Annotated in this window: 18 protein-coding genes; 3 read left to right on the forward strand and 15 right to left on the reverse strand. The window is 68.2% G+C overall.

The window, feature by feature from the left end:
• Positions 1-371 precede the first annotated feature (371 nt).
• Positions 372-725, forward strand: a complete 354-nt coding sequence (gene uraH / locus F3J18_RS02250; RefSeq protein WP_013698383.1) for a hydroxyisourate hydrolase — start codon at positions 372-374, stop codon at positions 723-725.
• Positions 726-790: 65 nt separating this feature from the next.
• Positions 791-1,984: a urate hydroxylase PuuD gene (locus tag F3J18_RS02255; protein ID WP_013698384.1), complete on the forward strand. Its 1,194-nt coding sequence runs from the start codon at positions 791-793 to the stop codon at positions 1,982-1,984.
• Positions 1,985-2,103: 119 nt separating this feature from the next.
• Here the strand turns inward: F3J18_RS02255 and F3J18_RS02260 are convergent, their stop codons facing one another.
• From F3J18_RS02260 to F3J18_RS02310, 11 genes are all read right to left on the reverse strand, one after another.
• Complete coding sequence (locus F3J18_RS02260) at positions 2,104-2,661, reverse strand: sugar O-acetyltransferase (protein ID WP_166911224.1); 558 nt, start codon at positions 2,659-2,661, stop codon at positions 2,104-2,106.
• A 195-nt stretch (positions 2,662-2,856) separates the two neighbouring features.
• Positions 2,857-3,369, reverse strand: a complete 513-nt coding sequence (locus tag F3J18_RS02265; protein ID WP_166911114.1) for an ureidoglycolate lyase — start codon at positions 3,367-3,369, stop codon at positions 2,857-2,859.
• Complete coding sequence (gene alc / locus F3J18_RS02270) at positions 3,366-4,379, reverse strand: allantoicase (protein WP_025096714.1); 1,014 nt, start codon at positions 4,377-4,379, stop codon at positions 3,366-3,368. Before alc ends, F3J18_RS02265 begins: the two co-directional genes overlap by 4 nt.
• A 105-nt stretch (positions 4,380-4,484) precedes the next feature.
• The gene (gene uraD / locus F3J18_RS02275) at positions 4,485-5,006 is read right to left on the reverse strand and encodes a 2-oxo-4-hydroxy-4-carboxy-5-ureidoimidazoline decarboxylase (protein ID WP_036040080.1); all 522 of its coding nucleotides are present in this window, start codon (positions 5,004-5,006) and stop codon (positions 4,485-4,487) included.
• On the reverse strand, positions 5,003-5,956 hold the full coding sequence (puuE, locus tag F3J18_RS02280) for an allantoinase PuuE (RefSeq protein WP_025096712.1): 954 nt from the start codon (positions 5,954-5,956) through the stop codon (positions 5,003-5,005). Before puuE ends, uraD begins: the two co-directional genes overlap by 4 nt.
• Positions 5,957-6,171: 215 nt before the next feature.
• The gene (locus tag F3J18_RS02285; RefSeq protein ID WP_166911115.1) at positions 6,172-6,999 is read right to left on the reverse strand and encodes an aspartate/glutamate racemase family protein; all 828 of its coding nucleotides are present in this window, start codon (positions 6,997-6,999) and stop codon (positions 6,172-6,174) included.
• An 85-nt stretch (positions 7,000-7,084) separates the two neighbouring features.
• Positions 7,085-8,560 (reverse strand): NCS1 family nucleobase:cation symporter-1, encoded by a 1,476-nt coding sequence (locus F3J18_RS02290; protein WP_043277866.1) that lies wholly within the window; start codon positions 8,558-8,560, stop codon positions 7,085-7,087.
• A gap of 151 nt (positions 8,561-8,711) precedes the next feature.
• Positions 8,712-9,407, reverse strand: coding sequence for a GntR family transcriptional regulator (locus F3J18_RS02295; RefSeq protein ID WP_013698391.1), 696 nt, complete (start codon positions 9,405-9,407; stop codon positions 8,712-8,714).
• A gap of 321 nt (positions 9,408-9,728) precedes the next feature.
• Positions 9,729-10,667 (reverse strand): muramoyltetrapeptide carboxypeptidase, encoded by a 939-nt coding sequence (gene ldcA / locus F3J18_RS02300; RefSeq protein ID WP_025096709.1) that lies wholly within the window; start codon positions 10,665-10,667, stop codon positions 9,729-9,731.
• Positions 10,668-10,724: 57 nt separating this feature from the next.
• Positions 10,725-11,390, reverse strand: coding sequence for a tRNA adenosine(34) deaminase TadA (gene tadA, locus F3J18_RS02305; protein ID WP_205195267.1), 666 nt, complete (start codon positions 11,388-11,390; stop codon positions 10,725-10,727).
• A 2-nt stretch (positions 11,391-11,392) separates the two neighbouring features.
• A complete protein-coding gene (locus tag F3J18_RS02310) occupies positions 11,393-11,794 on the reverse strand; it encodes a DnaJ family domain-containing protein (protein WP_025096707.1) in 402 nt (133 codons plus the stop codon).
• A gap of 187 nt (positions 11,795-11,981) precedes the next feature.
• On the opposite strand from F3J18_RS02310, the gene F3J18_RS02315 reads away from it, so the two are divergent.
• A complete protein-coding gene (locus tag F3J18_RS02315) occupies positions 11,982-12,122 on the forward strand; it encodes a hypothetical protein (protein WP_164465581.1) in 141 nt (46 codons plus the stop codon).
• 153 nt (positions 12,123-12,275) lie between these two features.
• Here the strand turns inward: F3J18_RS02315 and F3J18_RS02320 are convergent, their stop codons facing one another.
• From F3J18_RS02320 to F3J18_RS02335, 4 genes are all read right to left on the reverse strand, one after another.
• Complete coding sequence (locus F3J18_RS02320; protein ID WP_166911119.1) at positions 12,276-13,268, reverse strand: aldo/keto reductase; 993 nt, start codon at positions 13,266-13,268, stop codon at positions 12,276-12,278.
• Positions 13,269-13,374: 106 nt separating this feature from the next.
• Positions 13,375-13,881: a DUF1993 domain-containing protein gene (locus tag F3J18_RS02325; protein ID WP_025096705.1), complete on the reverse strand. Its 507-nt coding sequence runs from the start codon at positions 13,879-13,881 to the stop codon at positions 13,375-13,377.
• A gap of 215 nt (positions 13,882-14,096) precedes the next feature.
• Complete coding sequence (locus F3J18_RS02330; protein ID WP_166911125.1) at positions 14,097-14,789, reverse strand: epimerase; 693 nt, start codon at positions 14,787-14,789, stop codon at positions 14,097-14,099.
• A gap of 255 nt (positions 14,790-15,044) precedes the next feature.
• Positions 15,045-16,016: an SDR family NAD(P)-dependent oxidoreductase gene (locus F3J18_RS02335; protein WP_166911127.1), complete on the reverse strand. Its 972-nt coding sequence runs from the start codon at positions 16,014-16,016 to the stop codon at positions 15,045-15,047.
• Positions 16,017-16,099 lie beyond the last annotated feature (83 nt).

Genomic DNA, 16,099 nt, shown 5'->3' on the forward strand with positions numbered 1-16,099 from the left:
GCTTGCTCGCCGTCTTCGGGGCTCGCCGCGCGGCCTGGCCGCGTGCGAACTGGTCGAGCATCGCGCAGGCGCGTCCCGAACGCAAGGCTTGTCGTCGAATACCGCGCTTCACGCCGGCAATATGATGGGATAAGTTGGATCCGATGCGCCGGCCAGCGAATCGACCGGCCGGCATGGCCCCGCCGCTCATGCGCGACGGCTTATCTTCGCTATCGCGCGCCGATTCGCGTCCCCGGCATTCTTAAAATGACGACTCGGCGCTCGCTTCGATCCGCCGACGGGTATGTAGCCACCGACGTGGAGCCTCGATCCGCCGCCATCCCTGGATCGAGGCCGCGTTTACTCTTCGCATTCACACAAGGACCAAGCGAATGGGAAAGCTGACTACCCACGTACTCGACACCGCGCACGGCCGCCCCGGTGCCGATATCCGCATCGAACTGCATGCGATCGACGGCGACACGCGCCGCGCGCTGCTCACCGCCACCACCAATAGCGACGGCCGCTGCGACCGCCCGCTGCTCGAAGGCGAGGCCCTGCTCGCCGGCGAATACGAACTGGTGTTCCATGCCGGCGATTATTTCGCCGCGCTGGGCGTCGAGCTGCCGGCGCCGCGCTTCGTCGACCGCGTGGTGCTGCGCTTCGGCGTGGCCGACCCCGACGCGCACTACCACGTGCCGCTGCTGGTCTCGCCCTGGTCCTACAGCACCTATCGCGGCAGCTGACAACGCATCGGCCCTGCCCGCCCCACATTCGATAACAAGGACTCGAGTCTGTCTGGAGGAGTTTCATGGAAGGTTTCATCACCGACTGGCTGAATCTCGCGATTCGCTGGTTGCACGTCATCTGCGCGATCGCCTGGATCGGCGAATCGTTCTACTTCGTCGCCCTCGACAACAGCCTCAAGCCGCCCAAGGATCCGAACCAGCGCCAGCGCGGCGTGTTCGGCGAGCTCTGGCACGTGCACGGCGGCGGCTTCTACAACATGCAGAAGTACACGGTCGCGCCGCCCGAGATGCCGGAGGACCTGCACTGGTCGAAGTGGCCTTCCTACACCACCTGGATGTCCGGCTTCGGCCTGTTCTTCGTGCTCTACCTGCTCGCGCCGAACACCTACCTGATCGACCGCAACGTGCTCGACATGGGGCCGGTGGTGGCCGTGTCGGCCGCGCTCGGCTTCCTGATGGCGGGCTGGATCGTCTATGACTGCGCCTGCCGCCTGCTCGGCAACCGCGACCGCCTGCTCGGCGCCTTCGTCGGCCTCTACGTGGTGCTGGCGGCCTGGCTGGCCTGCCATGTCTTCTCGGGCCGCGCGGCCTACCTGATCGTCGGCGCGATGCTCGCCACCATCATGTCGGCCAACGTGTTCTTCGTGATCATCCCCGGCCAGCGCAAGATGGTCGACAAGATGCTCAAGGGCGAGACGCCGAACCCGATCTACGGCAAGCGCGGCAAGCAGCGCTCGGTGCACAACACCTACTTCACGCTGCCGGTGGTGTTCGCGATGCTGTCGAACCACTACGCGATGACCTACGCCAACCAGTACAACTGGATCGTGCTGGTGATCATCATGCTGGCCGGTGCGCTGATCCGACAGTTCTTCGTGATGCGCCACCGCGGCCAGCAGCTCTGGTACCTGCCGCTGGGCGGCGTCGCGCTGATGCTGCTGGCCCTGGTCTGGACCATGCCGCGCCCGGTCGCGCCGCAGGCCGAGGCGGCCAACCTGCCCAAGCTCTCGATCAAGGATATCGAGCCGGTACTGCAGCAGCGCTGCGTGGCCTGCCACTCGGCCAAGCCGACCATGATGGGCAGCGCGCCGGCCGGCGTGATGTTCGACACACCCGAGCAGATCGCGCAGAACGCGCAGCGCATCTACCAGCAGGCCGTGCAACTGAAGGCGATGCCGATCGGCAATGTCACGCACATGACCGACGACGAGCGCACCAAGATCGCGGCGTGGTTCGAGGCGGGGGCGGCGAAGTAGGCAGCCGGTCGCTTGGACGGCTTGAAAAGGAAGGGCTCGCGGATTCGCGAGCCCTTTTTTGTTCCGTGCTTCCTGGATGCCGGCGGACGACGATGTCCGAAGCGGCTCGCGCGATGCGCTTATTCGGCGATCGAGCGAATCACGCGCGCCGGGTTTCCGCCCGCCAGCGTATCGCGAGGCACATCGCGCGTGACGACCGCGCCCGCGGCGACCACCGAGTTCTCTCCAATCGTCACGCCGCCGAGAATGATCGCGCCGGCGCCGATCCAGACGTTGTTCTCGATCACCACCGGCTTGGCCACCACGCCGCTGCGCCGCCGCGAGGGCTCGACGGGATGGCCTGAGGTGAGGATGCTGACATTGGGGCCGATCATCACCTGGTCGCCGATGTCGATGCCGCCGAGGTCATAGAAGGTGCAATTCTGGTTGATGAAGACCTGGCGGCCGACACGGATATCGGTGCCACCGGTCGAATAGAACGGCGGAATCAATGAAAAACTGGCGTCGACCGGCTTGCCGATCAGTTCGCGGAACAGGGCGCGGACCGCATCCGCATCGTCGAACGTCAATCGGTTGAGCTCCGCCGTGATCGCCATCGCGCGCTTGACGCTCGCCACCATCGCCGCGGATTCCGGCGTTCCCCTTGAAATCGTCCTGGTTCGTACGTCGTCGCTCATTCCCTGTCCTTTTTGCTCGCCATTGCCTGACCGCATCGATATCCGGCAGGAAACTGTATCGCATCCCGGCGGCGGCTCGCCTGTCGAAGGTCGACGCCAACAAAAAGGCCTTGCGAACCCTTCGGTCCGCAAGGCCTCTGCGCTGCTTGTTGCCACCCCGTTTCTCCCAGGCTCGCTCGCCCGCCCTCGCCATGCTCAGGCAGCGACGTGATGCAGCGCCTCCTCGGTCAGCCACAGCGATTCCTCGAGCATCTGCTCGTTCAGGTTCGAGCCTTCTCCGCCGCGATCGACCACCACGAAATCGCTGACCTCGCCCAGCGCGATCAGCGGATGGTGCCAGACGCCCTTCGCGTAGTTCACGCCCTGCCAGCCGTTCGAGACGAAGGCACGAATCCGCGCCGGATCGAGTTCGCCGGCCGGCGCGACCACCACCAGGTAAGGCCGCTCCGACAAGGGCAGGAAGGCCTGGCTGCCGAGCGGATGCCGTTCGAGCATCTTCACCTCGAAGGGCAACGCGCGCGGCTGGCCGCGGAACAGGTTGACGAGCGTGTGGCCGCCCTGCTCGGCGACATCCACCCGGGCCAGATCGTGGAAGCGGATCGTGGTGCCGAGATTGATCGGGATCTGCCTGGCGCCCTCGGTCTCGATCACGTCGCCGAAGGGCGCGAACGCGGCGCGCGTCAGCGCTTCGATGGTCAGCGTCTTCATTGGCCGAGCGTGCCCCAGATGCGCAGACGCGAGACGCCGCCGTCCGGGATGATGTTCAGGCGCACGTGCGTGACGAGGCCGAGCGCGGCCAGTTCCGATTCGAAATAATGCTGCTTGTCCATCTGCAGCTTCTGCTCGCCGAGCAGGACCGGCCAGAACATCGCCTGCGTGACCAGCGAGCTGTCGGTGCCGCCCGTTACGTGGGCCGCCTGGATCGAGCAACGATCGGGATAGTTGCCTTTGAAGTGCGCGGTGTCGACCTCGACCTTGCGGATCACGCCCGGGCGTGCCAGCGCGATGATCGCCCAGTCGTTGCCCGGCTCGCGCCGGCGCCGCGTCTCCCAGCCGTCGCCCATGTTCACGCCGCGGCCCGGCAGCAGGATGGACGAGGCCAGCCCGAAGTGCTGGTTGTTGGCGGCAATCACGTGACCGCCGTTCTCCATCGCGGCCAGATCGAACAGCTCGCTGCGGCTCGCGCCTTCCCAGTCGAGCTTCGGCTGCCCATAGACGCGCAGCCGCGCGATCCCGCCGTCCGGATAGATGTTCACGCGCAGGTGCGTGTAGGGCGTGCTGTCGTCGACCGCCACGTAATGGTGGCTATTGCCCTGCAGCGTGGTGGACGGCACGATCTCGACCCAGTGCGTGCTCTGGTTCGGCGTGCCGTCGGGCAGGTAGCAGGCTTGCACCGAGGCGGCCGGCGGGAAATTGCCGGTGAAATGGCTGGTGTCGAGGTCGAGCCCCTTGATCACGCCGGGGCGCGCCAGCTTCACCAGGCACCAGTCGTAGCCGGTGGTGCGCTTGCGGCGCGTCTCCCAGCCGTCCATCCACTTGCCGTGATCGTCGTACTTGCCCGGGATGAACACGGCCGGCTCCGGGTTCAGCATCCGCTCCTTCGGCGCGAAGAAGTCGTCGCTCGCCTCGAGTGCCTGCGCCCCCAGACGCGGATCGGCCAGGTTCACGTAGCGACGCGTGAATTCGGGAGCGTTGGGATCGAGCAGCGGAATGGCCATGATGAGGTCCTTATGGGAAGTTCGTGAAAAGAGCGGCGCCCGCCGAAACGGGCGCGACTGGAGCGCCGCGGCGCGCGGCCCGAGCCGTGCGCCGCGGGTCGAAACTCAGGCGTCGATCAGGTCGTCGAGCCGGAACCGCGCGATCCGGGCGATCTGGTCGAGGCTCGCGCGCAGCTCCTGCTCGCGCGTGTTCGCCACGCGCGATTCGAAGTTCGCGATGATGCCGTGACGGTCGTAGCCGCGCACGGCCAGGATGAAGGGGAAACCGAATTTCTCGCGATAGGCGCGATTGAGCGACTGCAGCTTGTCGAACTCGGCCTGGCTGCACTGGTCGAGACCCGCGCCGCTCTGCTCGCGCGTCGACTCGGCCGTCAGCTCGCCGCGTACCGCCGCCTTGCCGGCCAGCTCCGGGTGGGCATTGACCAGCGCGAGCTGGCGCTCGCCGCCGGCCGCGTCGACCACGCCCGACATCGCCGCGTGCAGCGCCGCGATGCTGGCATAGGGGCGCCCCGCCGCCGCCGCCTCGGCCACCCAGGGCGAATGTTCGAAGATTCCCGACAAGGCGGCGACGAACGCGTCCTCCGCCATTTCGTTCAGTTCTGCCAAGGTGTATTGCATCGCCTTCATGCCGCCTCGTCGCCTCGGTTGGTGGTGGAATACGGATGATGTTCGCGCCAGTGGCGCGCGATATCGACGCGGCGCGTGACCCAGACGCGGTCGTGCTGCTCGATGTGATCGAGGAAGCGCTGCAGCGCTCGGAACCGCCCCGGCCGCCCGAGCAGCCGGCAATGCATGCCGATCGACATCATCTTCGGTGCCTCGTCGCCCTCTTCGTAGAGCACGTCGAAGGCGTCGCGCAGGTAATGGAAGAAGTGATCGGCGGTGTTGAAGCCCTGCGGCGTCGCGAAGCGCATGTCGTTGGTGTCGAGCGTGTACGGCACGATCAGTTGCGGCCGGCTCGCCCCGCCCGTGACGGGCACCTCCATCCAGAACGGCAGGTCGTCGCCGTAGTGATCGGAGTCGTACAGGAAACCGCCGTATTCGGCCACCAGGCGATGCGTGTTCGGGCTGTCGCGCCCGGTGTACCAGCCCAGCGGGCGCACGCCCGTGACGCGCTCGATCGCCTCCATGCCGAGCCGCATGTGCTCGGCCTCGCGCTCGGGCGACATGTCCTGGTAGTGGATCCAGCGCCAGCCGTGGCAGGCAATCTCGTGGCCGAGTTCGACGAAGGCGCGCCCCAGCTCCGGGTGCCGCTCGATCGCCATGCCCACGCCGAACACCGTGAGCGGCAGGCCGCGCCTCTCGAACTCGCGCAGGATGCGCCAGACGCCGGCGCGCGAGCCGTATTCGTAGATCGACTCCATGCTCATGTGGCGCGCCGGGTAGGAAGCCGCGCCGACGATCTCGGAGAGGAACTGCTCGGAGCCGGCATCGCCGTGCAGCACGCAGTTCTCGCCGCCTTCCTCGTAATTGAGCACGAATTGCACGGCGACGCGCGCGCGGCCCGGCCAGTTGGCCTGCACCGGGTGCCGGCCATAGCCGATCAGGTCGCGCGGATAGTGGGAATCATGTGACATGGTTGGATGCGAATGAAGACCCGGGTTTGAGGGTGCTCGCATCGGCGAACCGGCAGCAAATCGGCGGCGGATCAGGCGATGAATCAGCGGCGGATCAGGCGGCGCGGCGCGCCGATGCGAGGGTTGGGCCAGTGTAGCGAAAAGGCCTGGGAGCGCCCATACAGCCAAACGGATAGTGCGGGTCACGTCCGGTGTATGTGCGCCCGCCGCATGCGCTAGGCCGTGGTGGCGGCCGCGCCGCGCGGGGCGGCCGCCTGGCCGCTCGCGGCACTGCCGGCCGCGCCTGGAACCCCGGCCGGCAGGCCCTCCTCATCGGGGCCGAAACGCGCGAATTCGCCGTCGTAGCGCTTCTCGAGCGGGCGCGCGTACTCGCCGCGCTTGGCCGTGGCCAGCCGCAGCGCGACCAGCGCCTCGACCCACTTGAGCGCGGCCGTCACGCCCTCCACCACCGGGGCGCCGATCGCCTGCTCCACTTCATGCGCGAACTCCGCCATGCCGGCGCAGCCGAGCACGATCGCCTCGGCGCCGTCCTCGTCGAGCGCGCGGCGGCATTCCTCGACGATCAGGCGGCGCGCCGAGGAGCCGGGCCGGTCGAGTTCGAGCACGGCCACGTCGGTGGCGCGCACGTTGCGACAGAAACGCTGCATGCCGTAGCGCTCGGCCAGGTGCCAGGCCAGGCCGCGCGTGCGCGAGAGCGTGGTCACCACCGAGAAGCCCGGCGCCAGCACGCTGGCCGCGTGCATCGCGGCCTCGGCGATGCCGATCACCGGCCCGCGCGCGATCTCGCGCGCCGCGTACAGGCCCGGATCGCCGAAGCAGGCGATCACGTAGCCGTCGAAGCCATCGCGTTCGCCGGCCGCGATCTCGGCCAGCAGCCCCGGCACCGCGAGCGCGTCGTCGTAATGGCTCTCGATCGAGGGCGGCCCCATGGTCGGGCTGACCGCCACCACGGCCGTGCCCGCGTTGGCCACCTCGCGCGCGCAGCGCCCCATCGCCTCGGTCATGCGCTGCGTGGTGTTCGGGTTGATGAGCTTGATCTTCATGTCGTCTCCTGATTGCTGGTCCTGCTTGTCGTGCTCGTAGTGCTGGTCCTGCTTGCCCGCGCCTGCGGCCGGCGCGGGCCGGCGCTCATTTCGCCACGATGCGGTAGGTCAGGCCGGCCAGCAGCGCGCCGACGAACCACGAGAAATTCGCCAGCCCCGAGAGCGCCGGCACCATCACGCAGGCGATCGCGATCGCCGCGGCCGGCAGCAGCGAGTACACCGCGCGCCGGTTCACGCCGCCGCGATACCAGTAGGCCCCCGTCTCCGCCAGCGTGTAGAGATCGTCGCGCTTGAGCGCGCCGCGCTTGACCAGGTAGAAGTCGACGATCAGCACGCCATAAAGCGGCCCGATGAAACTGCCGAGGATGTCGAGCGTGTAGTGGATCACCGCCGGGTTGTTGAACAGGTTCCAGGGCGTGATGAAGATCGAGGCGACGGCAGCGAGCATGCCGCCGGCGCGCCAGCTGATCAGGCGCGGCGCCACGTTCGAGAAGTCGAAGGCCGGCGACACGAAGTTCGCGACGATGTTGATGCCGATGGTGGCGATCGTGAAGGTCAGCGCGCCGAGGATCACCGCGGTCGGATGATCGATGCGGCCCACCGTGGCCACCGGGTCGGTGATCAGTTCTCCGAACACCGGCAGCGTGGCGGCGGTGGTGATCACGGTCACCAGCGAGAAGGCCAGGAAGTTGACCGGCAGCCCCCAGAAGTTGCCGCGCTTGACGGCGCGGTAGCTGCCGCAGTAGCGGGAGAAGTCGCCGAAGTTCAGCATCGGCCCGGAGAAGTAGGACACCACCAGCGCGATCGCCGTGATCATCACCGGCAGCGCCTCGGCGCCGTGGTAGCGCACGCCGCCGAGGTTCAGGCCGATGTTGCGCCAGCCCGCGCGCCAGACCATGTAGCCGGCCAGCACGAACATCACCACGTAGACGGCCGGCCCCGCGAAGTCGATGAACTTCTTGATGGTCTCCATGCCGTTCCAGAACACCAGCGCCTGCAGCACCCAGAGCAGCATGAAACCGGCCCAGCCGAGCGCCGAGAGGCCGAGGAAGCCGTAATGATGGACGTCCGCGTAGGGCATCCACTGCGGCACGAACTTGAGCACCACGATCACCAGCGCGCTGGAGGCCAGGTAGGTCTGGATGCCGTACCAGGCCACCGCGATCAGGCCGCGGATTACCGCCGGCACGTTCGCGCCGAGCACGCCGAAGGTGGCGCGACAGGCCACCGGATACGGCACGCCGAGCTGCTGGCTGGGTTTTGCGATCAGGTTGCAGAGCGCGTTGACGATGCCGATGCCCACGATCAGCGACACCAGCACCTGCCAGCTCGTCAGGCCCAGCGCGAACAGGCTGCCGGCGAACACGTAGCCGCCCACCGAGTGCACGTCCGACATCCAGAACGCGAAGATGTTGTAGGCGCCCCAGCCCTGCTGCGCGAGCGGCGCGAGATCCTCGTTGTAGAGACGTTCGCTGTAGCCGGCCGGCACGGCGGGCTCGCCGCCGTCGGTTCCGTCCTCGTGATACGGGCTGCTTCCTGGCGCGATGGTGAACTGAGCCATGACATCTCCTTGCCTGCCGCGGTCGAGCCGCGCGATCGTCATTGAAATCGCGGCCGGACATCGAGGTCAGGCCACGCCCGCGTGCGGCAGCCAGGGGGAGGCTGCCGTCAGCATTCCGTCAGTCCATCGGCGCGGGCGCGGCGCGCGGGGCTCAGCCCGCGCCGCCGAACACGTCGCGCAAATCCACCGTGCCCTGCGCGGGCCGGTCGAGCATTCTCAATTCCACGTGCTGCAGGTGATGCGCCATCAGCCGCGCCGCCTTCGCCGCGTCGCCGGCCTCGAGCGCGGCGACGATCTCGACGTGGTCGTCGAACGAGCAGGCATTGCGACCGTGCGATTCATACAGCGCCGACATCAGCGTCGAGCGCGCCACCAGCCCGTTCAGGCAGTCGCACAGCGTGGTGTTGCCGGTCAGCCCGGCGAGCGCCACGTGGAACTCGCCCGAGAGCCGGATCCAGGCGGCGAAATCGCGCCGCTCGAAGGCGTCGCGCTCGCGCTCGATCATCGCGGCGACGCCCTTCAGGCGCTTCGCGCCCGGTCCCGTCGCCAACCGCTCCATCACCGCCAGCTCGATGATCCGCCGCAGCTCGAACACCTCGTGCACGTCCTGCAGCGTCGGGCTGGCCACGAAGGCGCCGCGGTTCGGCTCCAGGTCGACCAGCCGGTCGGTGGCGAGCAGCGCCAGCGCCTGCCGGATCGGCCCGCGCTTGACGCCGAACACCTCGCAGAGCTGCGCCTCGGTCAGCTTCGCGCCCGGCGCGAGCCGATGCTCGAGGATCGCCGTGCGGATCCGTTCAGCGATCGCTTCCGGCGTCGTCGTCGACGCCACGCTTTCCTTCTTCGTCATGTTTGCCATCTCGTTATGTTCAGCATCCTAGGGCGGACATAAATATTGTCAACAATCCATCCCGCCGATTTTGCACAATTCTCGTTCATCGACGTGCTTGCTTTCGGTGCACATGGCACCAAATCGCGCACTGGTGAGGGATAGCGCCAGATCGATCAAGACTTTCAGTCTCGACTGCCCTAATTTTTTGTCAACAATAATGCGCCTGAATTGGGCACGACAAATTTGGCAGCAGCCAAATTATTCGACCGTTAGTTGCATATCAGGACGCAAAAAAAGGCGGTTTCCCGCCTCGTGCCGATCGAATCCGGCGACGCCGCCCTATCCGGCCAGGGTCGGATAGTCGGAGACGGTCAGACGGAAGCCGTGTTCGTTGGCGACCAGTTGTGCCTGGCCGCCCACCGGCAGGCTCACCATGTCGGGCACGTGGCCGAACTGCAGCCCCGTGATCACCGGAATGCCCACCACCTCGCGCACCTGCTCGATCACGGCCTGCATGTCGTAGCCGTTGTCGTAGTCGAAGGCGCGCGCGCCGGTGAACTGGCCGAGCACCAGCGCCTGCTGGCCGGCCAGCAGCCCGGCGAAATGCAGGGTGTAGATCATCCGCTCGATGCGGAACGGCTGTTCGTTGACGTCCTCGATGAACAGGATGCCGCCCTCGATGCGCGGCATGTAGGGCGTGCCGGCCAGCGAGGCCAGGATCGCCAGGTTGCCGCCCCAGAGCGTGCCCGAGACGTTCGCGCCCTGCTGCTGCGGCACCTCGGAGACGATCGTGGTCGTGCGCTGGGAGAGCGTCGACCAGAACTGCGTCATGGTGAATTCGCTCGGCGTCTCGGCGCCGAAGTCGGCCGACAGCATCGGCCCGCCGAAGCTCTTGACGCCCGACCTGGCGAGCAGCGCGAGCTGGATCGCGGTGAAGTCGCTGTGGCCGCACAGCGCGATCGGCTGGTCGCGCAGGCGTTCGAGCCCGCGGTAGTCGAGATGCGGCAGGATTCGCGCCGCGCCGTAACCGCCGCGCACCGCCAGGCCGATGTCGGGCAGAGGCTGCGAGGGATCGGCCAGGCGGTTCAGGTCGGCCGCGCGCTCGGCGTCGCTGCCGGCGAAGCGCAGGTGGCGGCGCTCGGTCGCCTCGACGTTCTGCACCTGGTGCCCCTGCGCGCCGAAGCGCTCGAGCGCGCGGCGGATCGCGTCGGGATCGTGCGGGTAGCCGGAAGGGCCGAGCAGGCGGATGCTGCGCGGCTTGAGTGTGGAGTGGGCCATCGGTCGCGTATCGGTAATGGGGGTCAGCCCGATTAGAACCGCGTCACGGCGACTGGTTCAGTTCGCGGGCGGCAGGTCGTCGGAATCCGGCGCGACGCCCTGCCCAGCCGCCTCGCCAGGTTCGGGAAGCGCCGCGGCGGCATTGGCCGCGCGCCGCGCTTCGCGGGCCGCGCGACGGCGCTCGGCGAAGAAGCTGCGCAGCGCATCGCCGCACTCCTCGGCGAGCACGCCGCCCGTCACGCTGGTGTGGTGGTTCAGCTGCGGGTTGGCGAAGGCATCGACCACGCCGCCGCAGGCGCCCGTCTTCGGGTCCGGCGCGCCATAGACCACGCGCGCGATCCGCGCATGCATGATCGCGCCGGAGCACATCAGGCAGGGCTCGAGCGTCACATACAGTTCGCAGCCGGGCAGGCGATAGTTGCCGAGCGCCTGGGCGGCCGCGCGCAGGGCCGCCATCTCGGCGTGCGCGGACGGATCGTGTCCGCCGATCGGATGATTGAAGCCGCGCGCGATCACCTCGTCGCCGCGCACGATCACGGCGCCGACCGGCACCTCGCCGGCCGCGCGCGCCTCTTCGGCCGCGGCCAGCGCCATGCGCATATAGCGCCGGTCGCGCTCGGCGGCCGGATCGGGATGCCGCGCGGCGTCGGAAACAGACGAGTCGAACGAGTCGGACGAGTCGGGCAAATCGGACGGATCGGGGAGATCGGCGGAGGCAGGCAGGTTCACGCGGTTCCCGCTTCGCCGGCGCCATCGTCGAGCACGCGCTCGGACAGGCGTTCGGCAATGCGGCGGCAGTATTCGCGCGGCACGACCAGCGGGCCGCCGCGCAGCGATTCGAGGGCCATGTCGAGCGCGAGCATCTTGGCTTGCAAGCGGCAACGTGTCGCACGGTCGCTGACCGCGCGCATTTCGTCCTGCAGGTTGCACAGGGCCCGCAACTGCTCGACCGCGGGCGGCACGAAACCCGCAGTCTTCAGGATCCGGTTGGCGATCCGCACTTCGGCCGGGACGCGCAAATCGTCGTCCAGCTCCGGCGGGGCATCGTTGACCGGGATTTCGTCGAACTCCCCGCGCGCGGCAGCGGCAGCGATACGTTGTTCGACCAGGGCATCAAGCAGTCTCATTCGAGCAATTCAAGGCAAAGCGGCCTCGCGATTCTAACAGGGGATTGGGCAAGTGCCAGCCCTCTGGAGCAAATGCTCGACTATCGAAATCGCGTATCGAGGAAAACCGTTATGCTCGATCGGATCGTCCGGTGGCCCTTGCCGGGCGCCGGTTTCTCCATTCGATTTCGAGGGAAGGATCACCAGGATGCACACCGTCAGGATAGGACTGCGATGGCTGGCCGCCGCCGCGCTGCTGCTCGGCCTGGGCGGCTGCGGCGTGTTCTGCAGCGGCGCCGGCACCAATGGCTGGGCCGGCGGCGCCTGCGGGACCACGGTCCGTTTTTGAGCCGAGTTTTCGCGTCTCGCGCGCGTCGCGCTCCCGCTCTGCTTCGAGCCCGCTTTCGGCCCGCTTTCGGCTCGTTCCGGCCCCGTGACCTGCCCGGCCGGCACGTTTTCGGCGTGATCGCGTGCCGGCAGGCGGCACGCGACCTGCTCGGCTTCAGCGATTGACCAGCGCCAGCCCGGCCGGCAGGTAACGCTCGCCGGCCACGCCGATCTCGGCCAGCACCGCGTCGAGTCGCGCCACCTCCTCGTCGCCGAGCGCCAGCGTCGCCGCGCCGAGATTGTCTTCCAGATAGCGGCGGCGCTTGGTGCCCGGAATCGGCACGACGTCGTCGCCGGCGCGCAGCACCCAGGCCAGCGCCACCTGGGCCGCGCTCACGCCGCGCGCGGCCGCGATCGCCTGGACGGCCTCGGCGATGCGCAGGTTGGCGTCGAAGTTGCCGCCCTGGAAACGCGGATCGTTGGTGGCGCGATAGTCGCCCTCGCCGATCTCGGCGCGCGACTTCACCTGCCCCGTCAGGAAACCGCGGCCGAGCGGGCTGAACGGCACCAGGCCGATGCCGAGCTCGCGCAGCACCGGCAGCACCGTGCCTTCCAGGTTGCGCTCCCAGATCGAGTATTCGCTTTGCAGCGCCGAGACGGGCTGCACCGCGTGGGCGCGTCGGATCGCCTCCTCGCCCGCCTCGGACATGCCGAAATAGCGCACCTTGCCGGCGGCGATCAGCTCGCCCACCGCGCCGGCCATCTCCTCGACCGGCACGGCCGGATCGACGCGATGCTGGTAGAGCAGGTCGATGCGGTCGGTGCGCAGCCGCTTGAGCGAGGCCTCGACCACCTCGCGGATATGTTCGGGCCGGCTGTCGGTGCCGGCCGGGCGGCCGTCGGCGCCGATCCGGAAGCCGAACTTGGTGGCGATCGTCACCGCCTCGCGCCGCCCCTGCAGCGCCCGGCCGAGCAGTTCCTCGTTGCTGTAGGGCCCATAGACCTCGGCGGTGTCGAGGAAGGTGCAGCCCAGCTCGATCGCGCGATGCAGGGTGGCGATCGATTCGGCGTCGTCGGGCTTGCCGTAGGACTGGCTCATGCCCATGCAGCCCAGGCCGATCATCGAGACTTCGAGGCCCTGGCGGCCCAGCTTGCGGGTATTCAGCATGGATCTTCCTGATCGAGATGTAGGGGGTGCGTCCGGCCGTTCACGCTGCGCCTCGGGCGACGCGGGCGGGACATGCCGCGCCCGCGCCGCCCTCGCGCCGGCGAGCTCAGCGCAGGTTCAGGTAGTGCAGCTTGCTGAGCGGCACGCCCTTGTGACGCATGATGTCGTAGGCCGTGGTCACGTGGAAATAGAAGTTCGGCAGCACGAAGTTGGTCACGTAGCCCAGGCCCGTGAACTCGATCGGGCCGCTGCGCAGCGGCAGGCTCACGGTGCGCGTCTCGCTGCCCTCGAACTTCGCCACGTCGACCGATTCGGCGAAGGCGATGGTCTTGGCGATCCGCTCCTGCAGTTCGGCGAAGCTCTGCTCGTTGTCCGGAAACGAGGGAATCTCGATGCCGGCCAGGCGCGCCACGCAGCCCTTGGCGGCGTCGCTGGCGAGCTGCACCTGGCTGCTCAGCGGCAGCATGTCCTCGAACAGGCGCGTGCCGATCAGCGCCGCGGGATCGAGGCCCTGCTCGCGCGCATGGGCCTCGCCCTTGTCGAGCAGCTTCGACAGCGTGCGCAGGCCGCGCACCAGCACGGGGATCGAGATGTCATACAGGGAAACGGACATGAGGGCTCCTGGAGATGGGATGGATCCGCCGGCTCCGCGGCGTTCGCCCGCCAGCATAATGCGGTTCCGGAATCGCTGCTGGAGCGTCGCGATTGGTGCGGGAAAGCAAGGTAATCAAGAGGCGGGACGAGCGCCGGGCACGTCCGGCGCAATGATGGCGGCGCCGGCCAGGACGGCGGCGCCGGATGTCGATCGCGATGATCCGGTCAGGCGGTTCAGGTGCGCCCGCCGCCGGCTGCACCGGGCCGGGCTTCGTTTGCTTGCGACGTACTCCAGTCGCGGATCGCCAGATTCTCGAACAGCGTCTCGCGCGCGCCATACTTGGCGACGTCGAGCAGGCAAGCGGCGAGCTGCTCGCAATCGACGCTGAGCCCGGGCCCGAACCACGAGATGACGGTGCCGATCGGCGCGAGCCAGCGCCCGATGTCCTGGCGCGGCCCGCTGATCGCGGTCGGCCGGATATAGGCAGGACGAAACACGTAGACCTTCCCGGCCAGGGCGCCCAGCGAACGTTCGGTGCGTCCCTTGATGCGCCGGTACAGCGCGCGCTGCCGTTCTTCCGGATCGGCGCCGCGCCCGCTCAGGAAACAGAAGCGCAGTGCCGGATTCGCGGCGAACAGCGCGCGCGCCGCGGCCAGCGCGTAGTCGTGCGTGATGCGCACATAGGCATCCTCGCGCACCTGTGATTGCGACACGCCCAGGCACCAGACGCAGGCGCCGAAACCGGCCAGGTCGAGATCGGAATAATCGAGGAAATCGTCGCGCAGCACCTGCCTGAGCTTCGGGTGCTCGAGGTCGAGCGCGCGCCGCGTCAAGACGGTGACCGACTCGATGGTCGGATCGTCGAGGGCCTGGCGCAGCACCTGGCCGCCGGCAAAGCCGGTCGCCCCCGTCAGCAAGAGTTTCATTGCGGCACCTCCGATGCCAGGAAAAACGCCATCACGGCCGGCGAGCCCCGGCCCGCGATCGCCGAACGGGATCGCATGCCGCTTGCCGGCCAGCATCTCGATCGTCATCCGCGACACTGGCTCGGCCGGCGCATCGGAGTCCTGATCGCTGGCATCAAGGGCGGTGCGACCACTATCTGCAGGCGCAGACTATAAGAGCAAGACGCTGATTTTGTCTACGCCCGTATATTTACCGAATCGCACCGCCCATTCCGCTCAGAAGCGCTCGCCCACCATCTGCTCGCTCTTCTCCCAAAGCGCCTTGGCGAGCTCCGGGTCGAGCGCGTAAGCGCGCACGCCGGGCGCCGCCGGATTCAGCTCGGCATCGGTCACGCTCGACAAGCCGCAGTTCTCGGCGTAGCGCCCGCCCACCTCGTCGGCCGGGGCCACCACGCCGGCCCAGACCGAGGTGGCCGCGCCTTGCGGCACGGTCTTGAAGCGGAACGGGGGCTGGCCTTGCGCGGCCAGGTCGGCATTGATCTGGGTGAGCATGCCCTCGAGCGCGTCGTCCGGCAGATGGCGCGCCAGTTCGGTCATGATGCCGCCCGGATGGATCGCCACCGCGCGCACGCCGCGCGCCTTGTGGCGGCGATCGAACTCGACGGCGAACAGGATATTGGCCGTCTTCGAGCGCGCATAGGCCACCCAGGGATCGTAGGGCGTGCGCTCGAAGCCGAGGTCGTCGAGCGAGAACGGCGCCATGCGGTGCCCCGACGAGGCCACGTTGACCACGCGCGCGCCTGGCGCCAGCAAGGACGCGATGCGGTTGATGAAGACGAAATGGCCGAGGTGGTTGGTGCCGAACTGGGTCTCGAAACCATCGGCGGTATGCCCGAAGGGCGAGGCCATCACGCCAGCGTTGGCGATCACCAGGTCGAACGGCCGGCCGTCGGCGAGCAGCGCGTCGGCCGCGGCACGCACGCTGGCCAGCGAGGCCAGGTCGAGTTCGAGCAGCTCGAACCCGCCACCGTTGCCGGCCGCGGCCGCGCGCACCACCTCGGTGGCCGAGCGCGCCTTGGCCAGGTCGCGCGCGGCGCCCACCACCTGCGCGCCGTGCGCGACCAGCGCACGCGCGGTTTCCACGCCCAGCCCGGCCGACACGCCGGTTACGAGGGCGCGCTTGCCGCGCAGGTCGACGCCGGCCAGCACGTCGTCGGTGGTGCTGAATTCTCCGAATACTTGGGACATCTGCAGAGCTCCTGATCGTGTCGACGCCCAGGTGCCGGCGCCGGCACCCGCGTCGCGTAAAATAAGCGGATCGATCCTCCGCA

This window comes from Burkholderia sp. Ax-1720 (genome assembly GCF_011753035.1).
Taxonomy (GTDB): Bacteria; Pseudomonadota; Gammaproteobacteria; order Burkholderiales; family Burkholderiaceae; genus Burkholderia; species Burkholderia gladioli.

Excerpts from the sequence above, each read along its gene's own strand:
- uraH (WP_013698383.1), top strand. The coding sequence starts at position 372 with ATGGGAAAGCTGACTACCCACGTACTCGACACCGCGCACGGCCGCCCC.
- F3J18_RS02255 (WP_013698384.1), top strand. The coding sequence starts at position 791 with ATGGAAGGTTTCATCACCGACTGGCTGAATCTCGCGATTCGCTGGTTG.
- F3J18_RS02260 (WP_166911224.1), bottom strand. The coding sequence starts at position 2,661 with ATGAGCGACGACGTACGAACCAGGACGATTTCAAGGGGAACGCCGGAA.
- F3J18_RS02265 (WP_166911114.1), bottom strand. The coding sequence starts at position 3,369 with ATGAAGACGCTGACCATCGAAGCGCTGACGCGCGCCGCGTTCGCGCCC.
- alc (WP_025096714.1), bottom strand. The coding sequence starts at position 4,379 with ATGGCCATTCCGCTGCTCGATCCCAACGCTCCCGAATTCACGCGTCGC.
- uraD (WP_036040080.1), bottom strand. The coding sequence starts at position 5,006 with ATGAAGGCGATGCAATACACCTTGGCAGAACTGAACGAAATGGCGGAG.
- puuE (WP_025096712.1), bottom strand. The coding sequence starts at position 5,956 with ATGTCACATGATTCCCACTATCCGCGCGACCTGATCGGCTATGGCCGG.
- F3J18_RS02285 (WP_166911115.1), bottom strand. The coding sequence starts at position 6,999 with ATGAAGATCAAGCTCATCAACCCGAACACCACGCAGCGCATGACCGAG.
- F3J18_RS02290 (WP_043277866.1), bottom strand. The coding sequence starts at position 8,560 with ATGGCTCAGTTCACCATCGCGCCAGGAAGCAGCCCGTATCACGAGGAC.
- F3J18_RS02295 (WP_013698391.1), bottom strand. The coding sequence starts at position 9,407 with ATGACGAAGAAGGAAAGCGTGGCGTCGACGACGACGCCGGAAGCGATC.
- ldcA (WP_025096709.1), bottom strand. The coding sequence starts at position 10,667 with ATGGCCCACTCCACACTCAAGCCGCGCAGCATCCGCCTGCTCGGCCCT.
- F3J18_RS02310 (WP_025096707.1), bottom strand. The coding sequence starts at position 11,794 with ATGAGACTGCTTGATGCCCTGGTCGAACAACGTATCGCTGCCGCTGCC.
- F3J18_RS02315 (WP_164465581.1), top strand. The coding sequence starts at position 11,982 with ATGCACACCGTCAGGATAGGACTGCGATGGCTGGCCGCCGCCGCGCTG.
- F3J18_RS02320 (WP_166911119.1), bottom strand. The coding sequence starts at position 13,268 with ATGCTGAATACCCGCAAGCTGGGCCGCCAGGGCCTCGAAGTCTCGATG.
- F3J18_RS02325 (WP_025096705.1), bottom strand. The coding sequence starts at position 13,881 with ATGTCCGTTTCCCTGTATGACATCTCGATCCCCGTGCTGGTGCGCGGC.
- F3J18_RS02330 (WP_166911125.1), bottom strand. The coding sequence starts at position 14,789 with ATGAAACTCTTGCTGACGGGGGCGACCGGCTTTGCCGGCGGCCAGGTG.
- F3J18_RS02335 (WP_166911127.1), bottom strand. The coding sequence starts at position 16,016 with ATGTCCCAAGTATTCGGAGAATTCAGCACCACCGACGACGTGCTGGCC.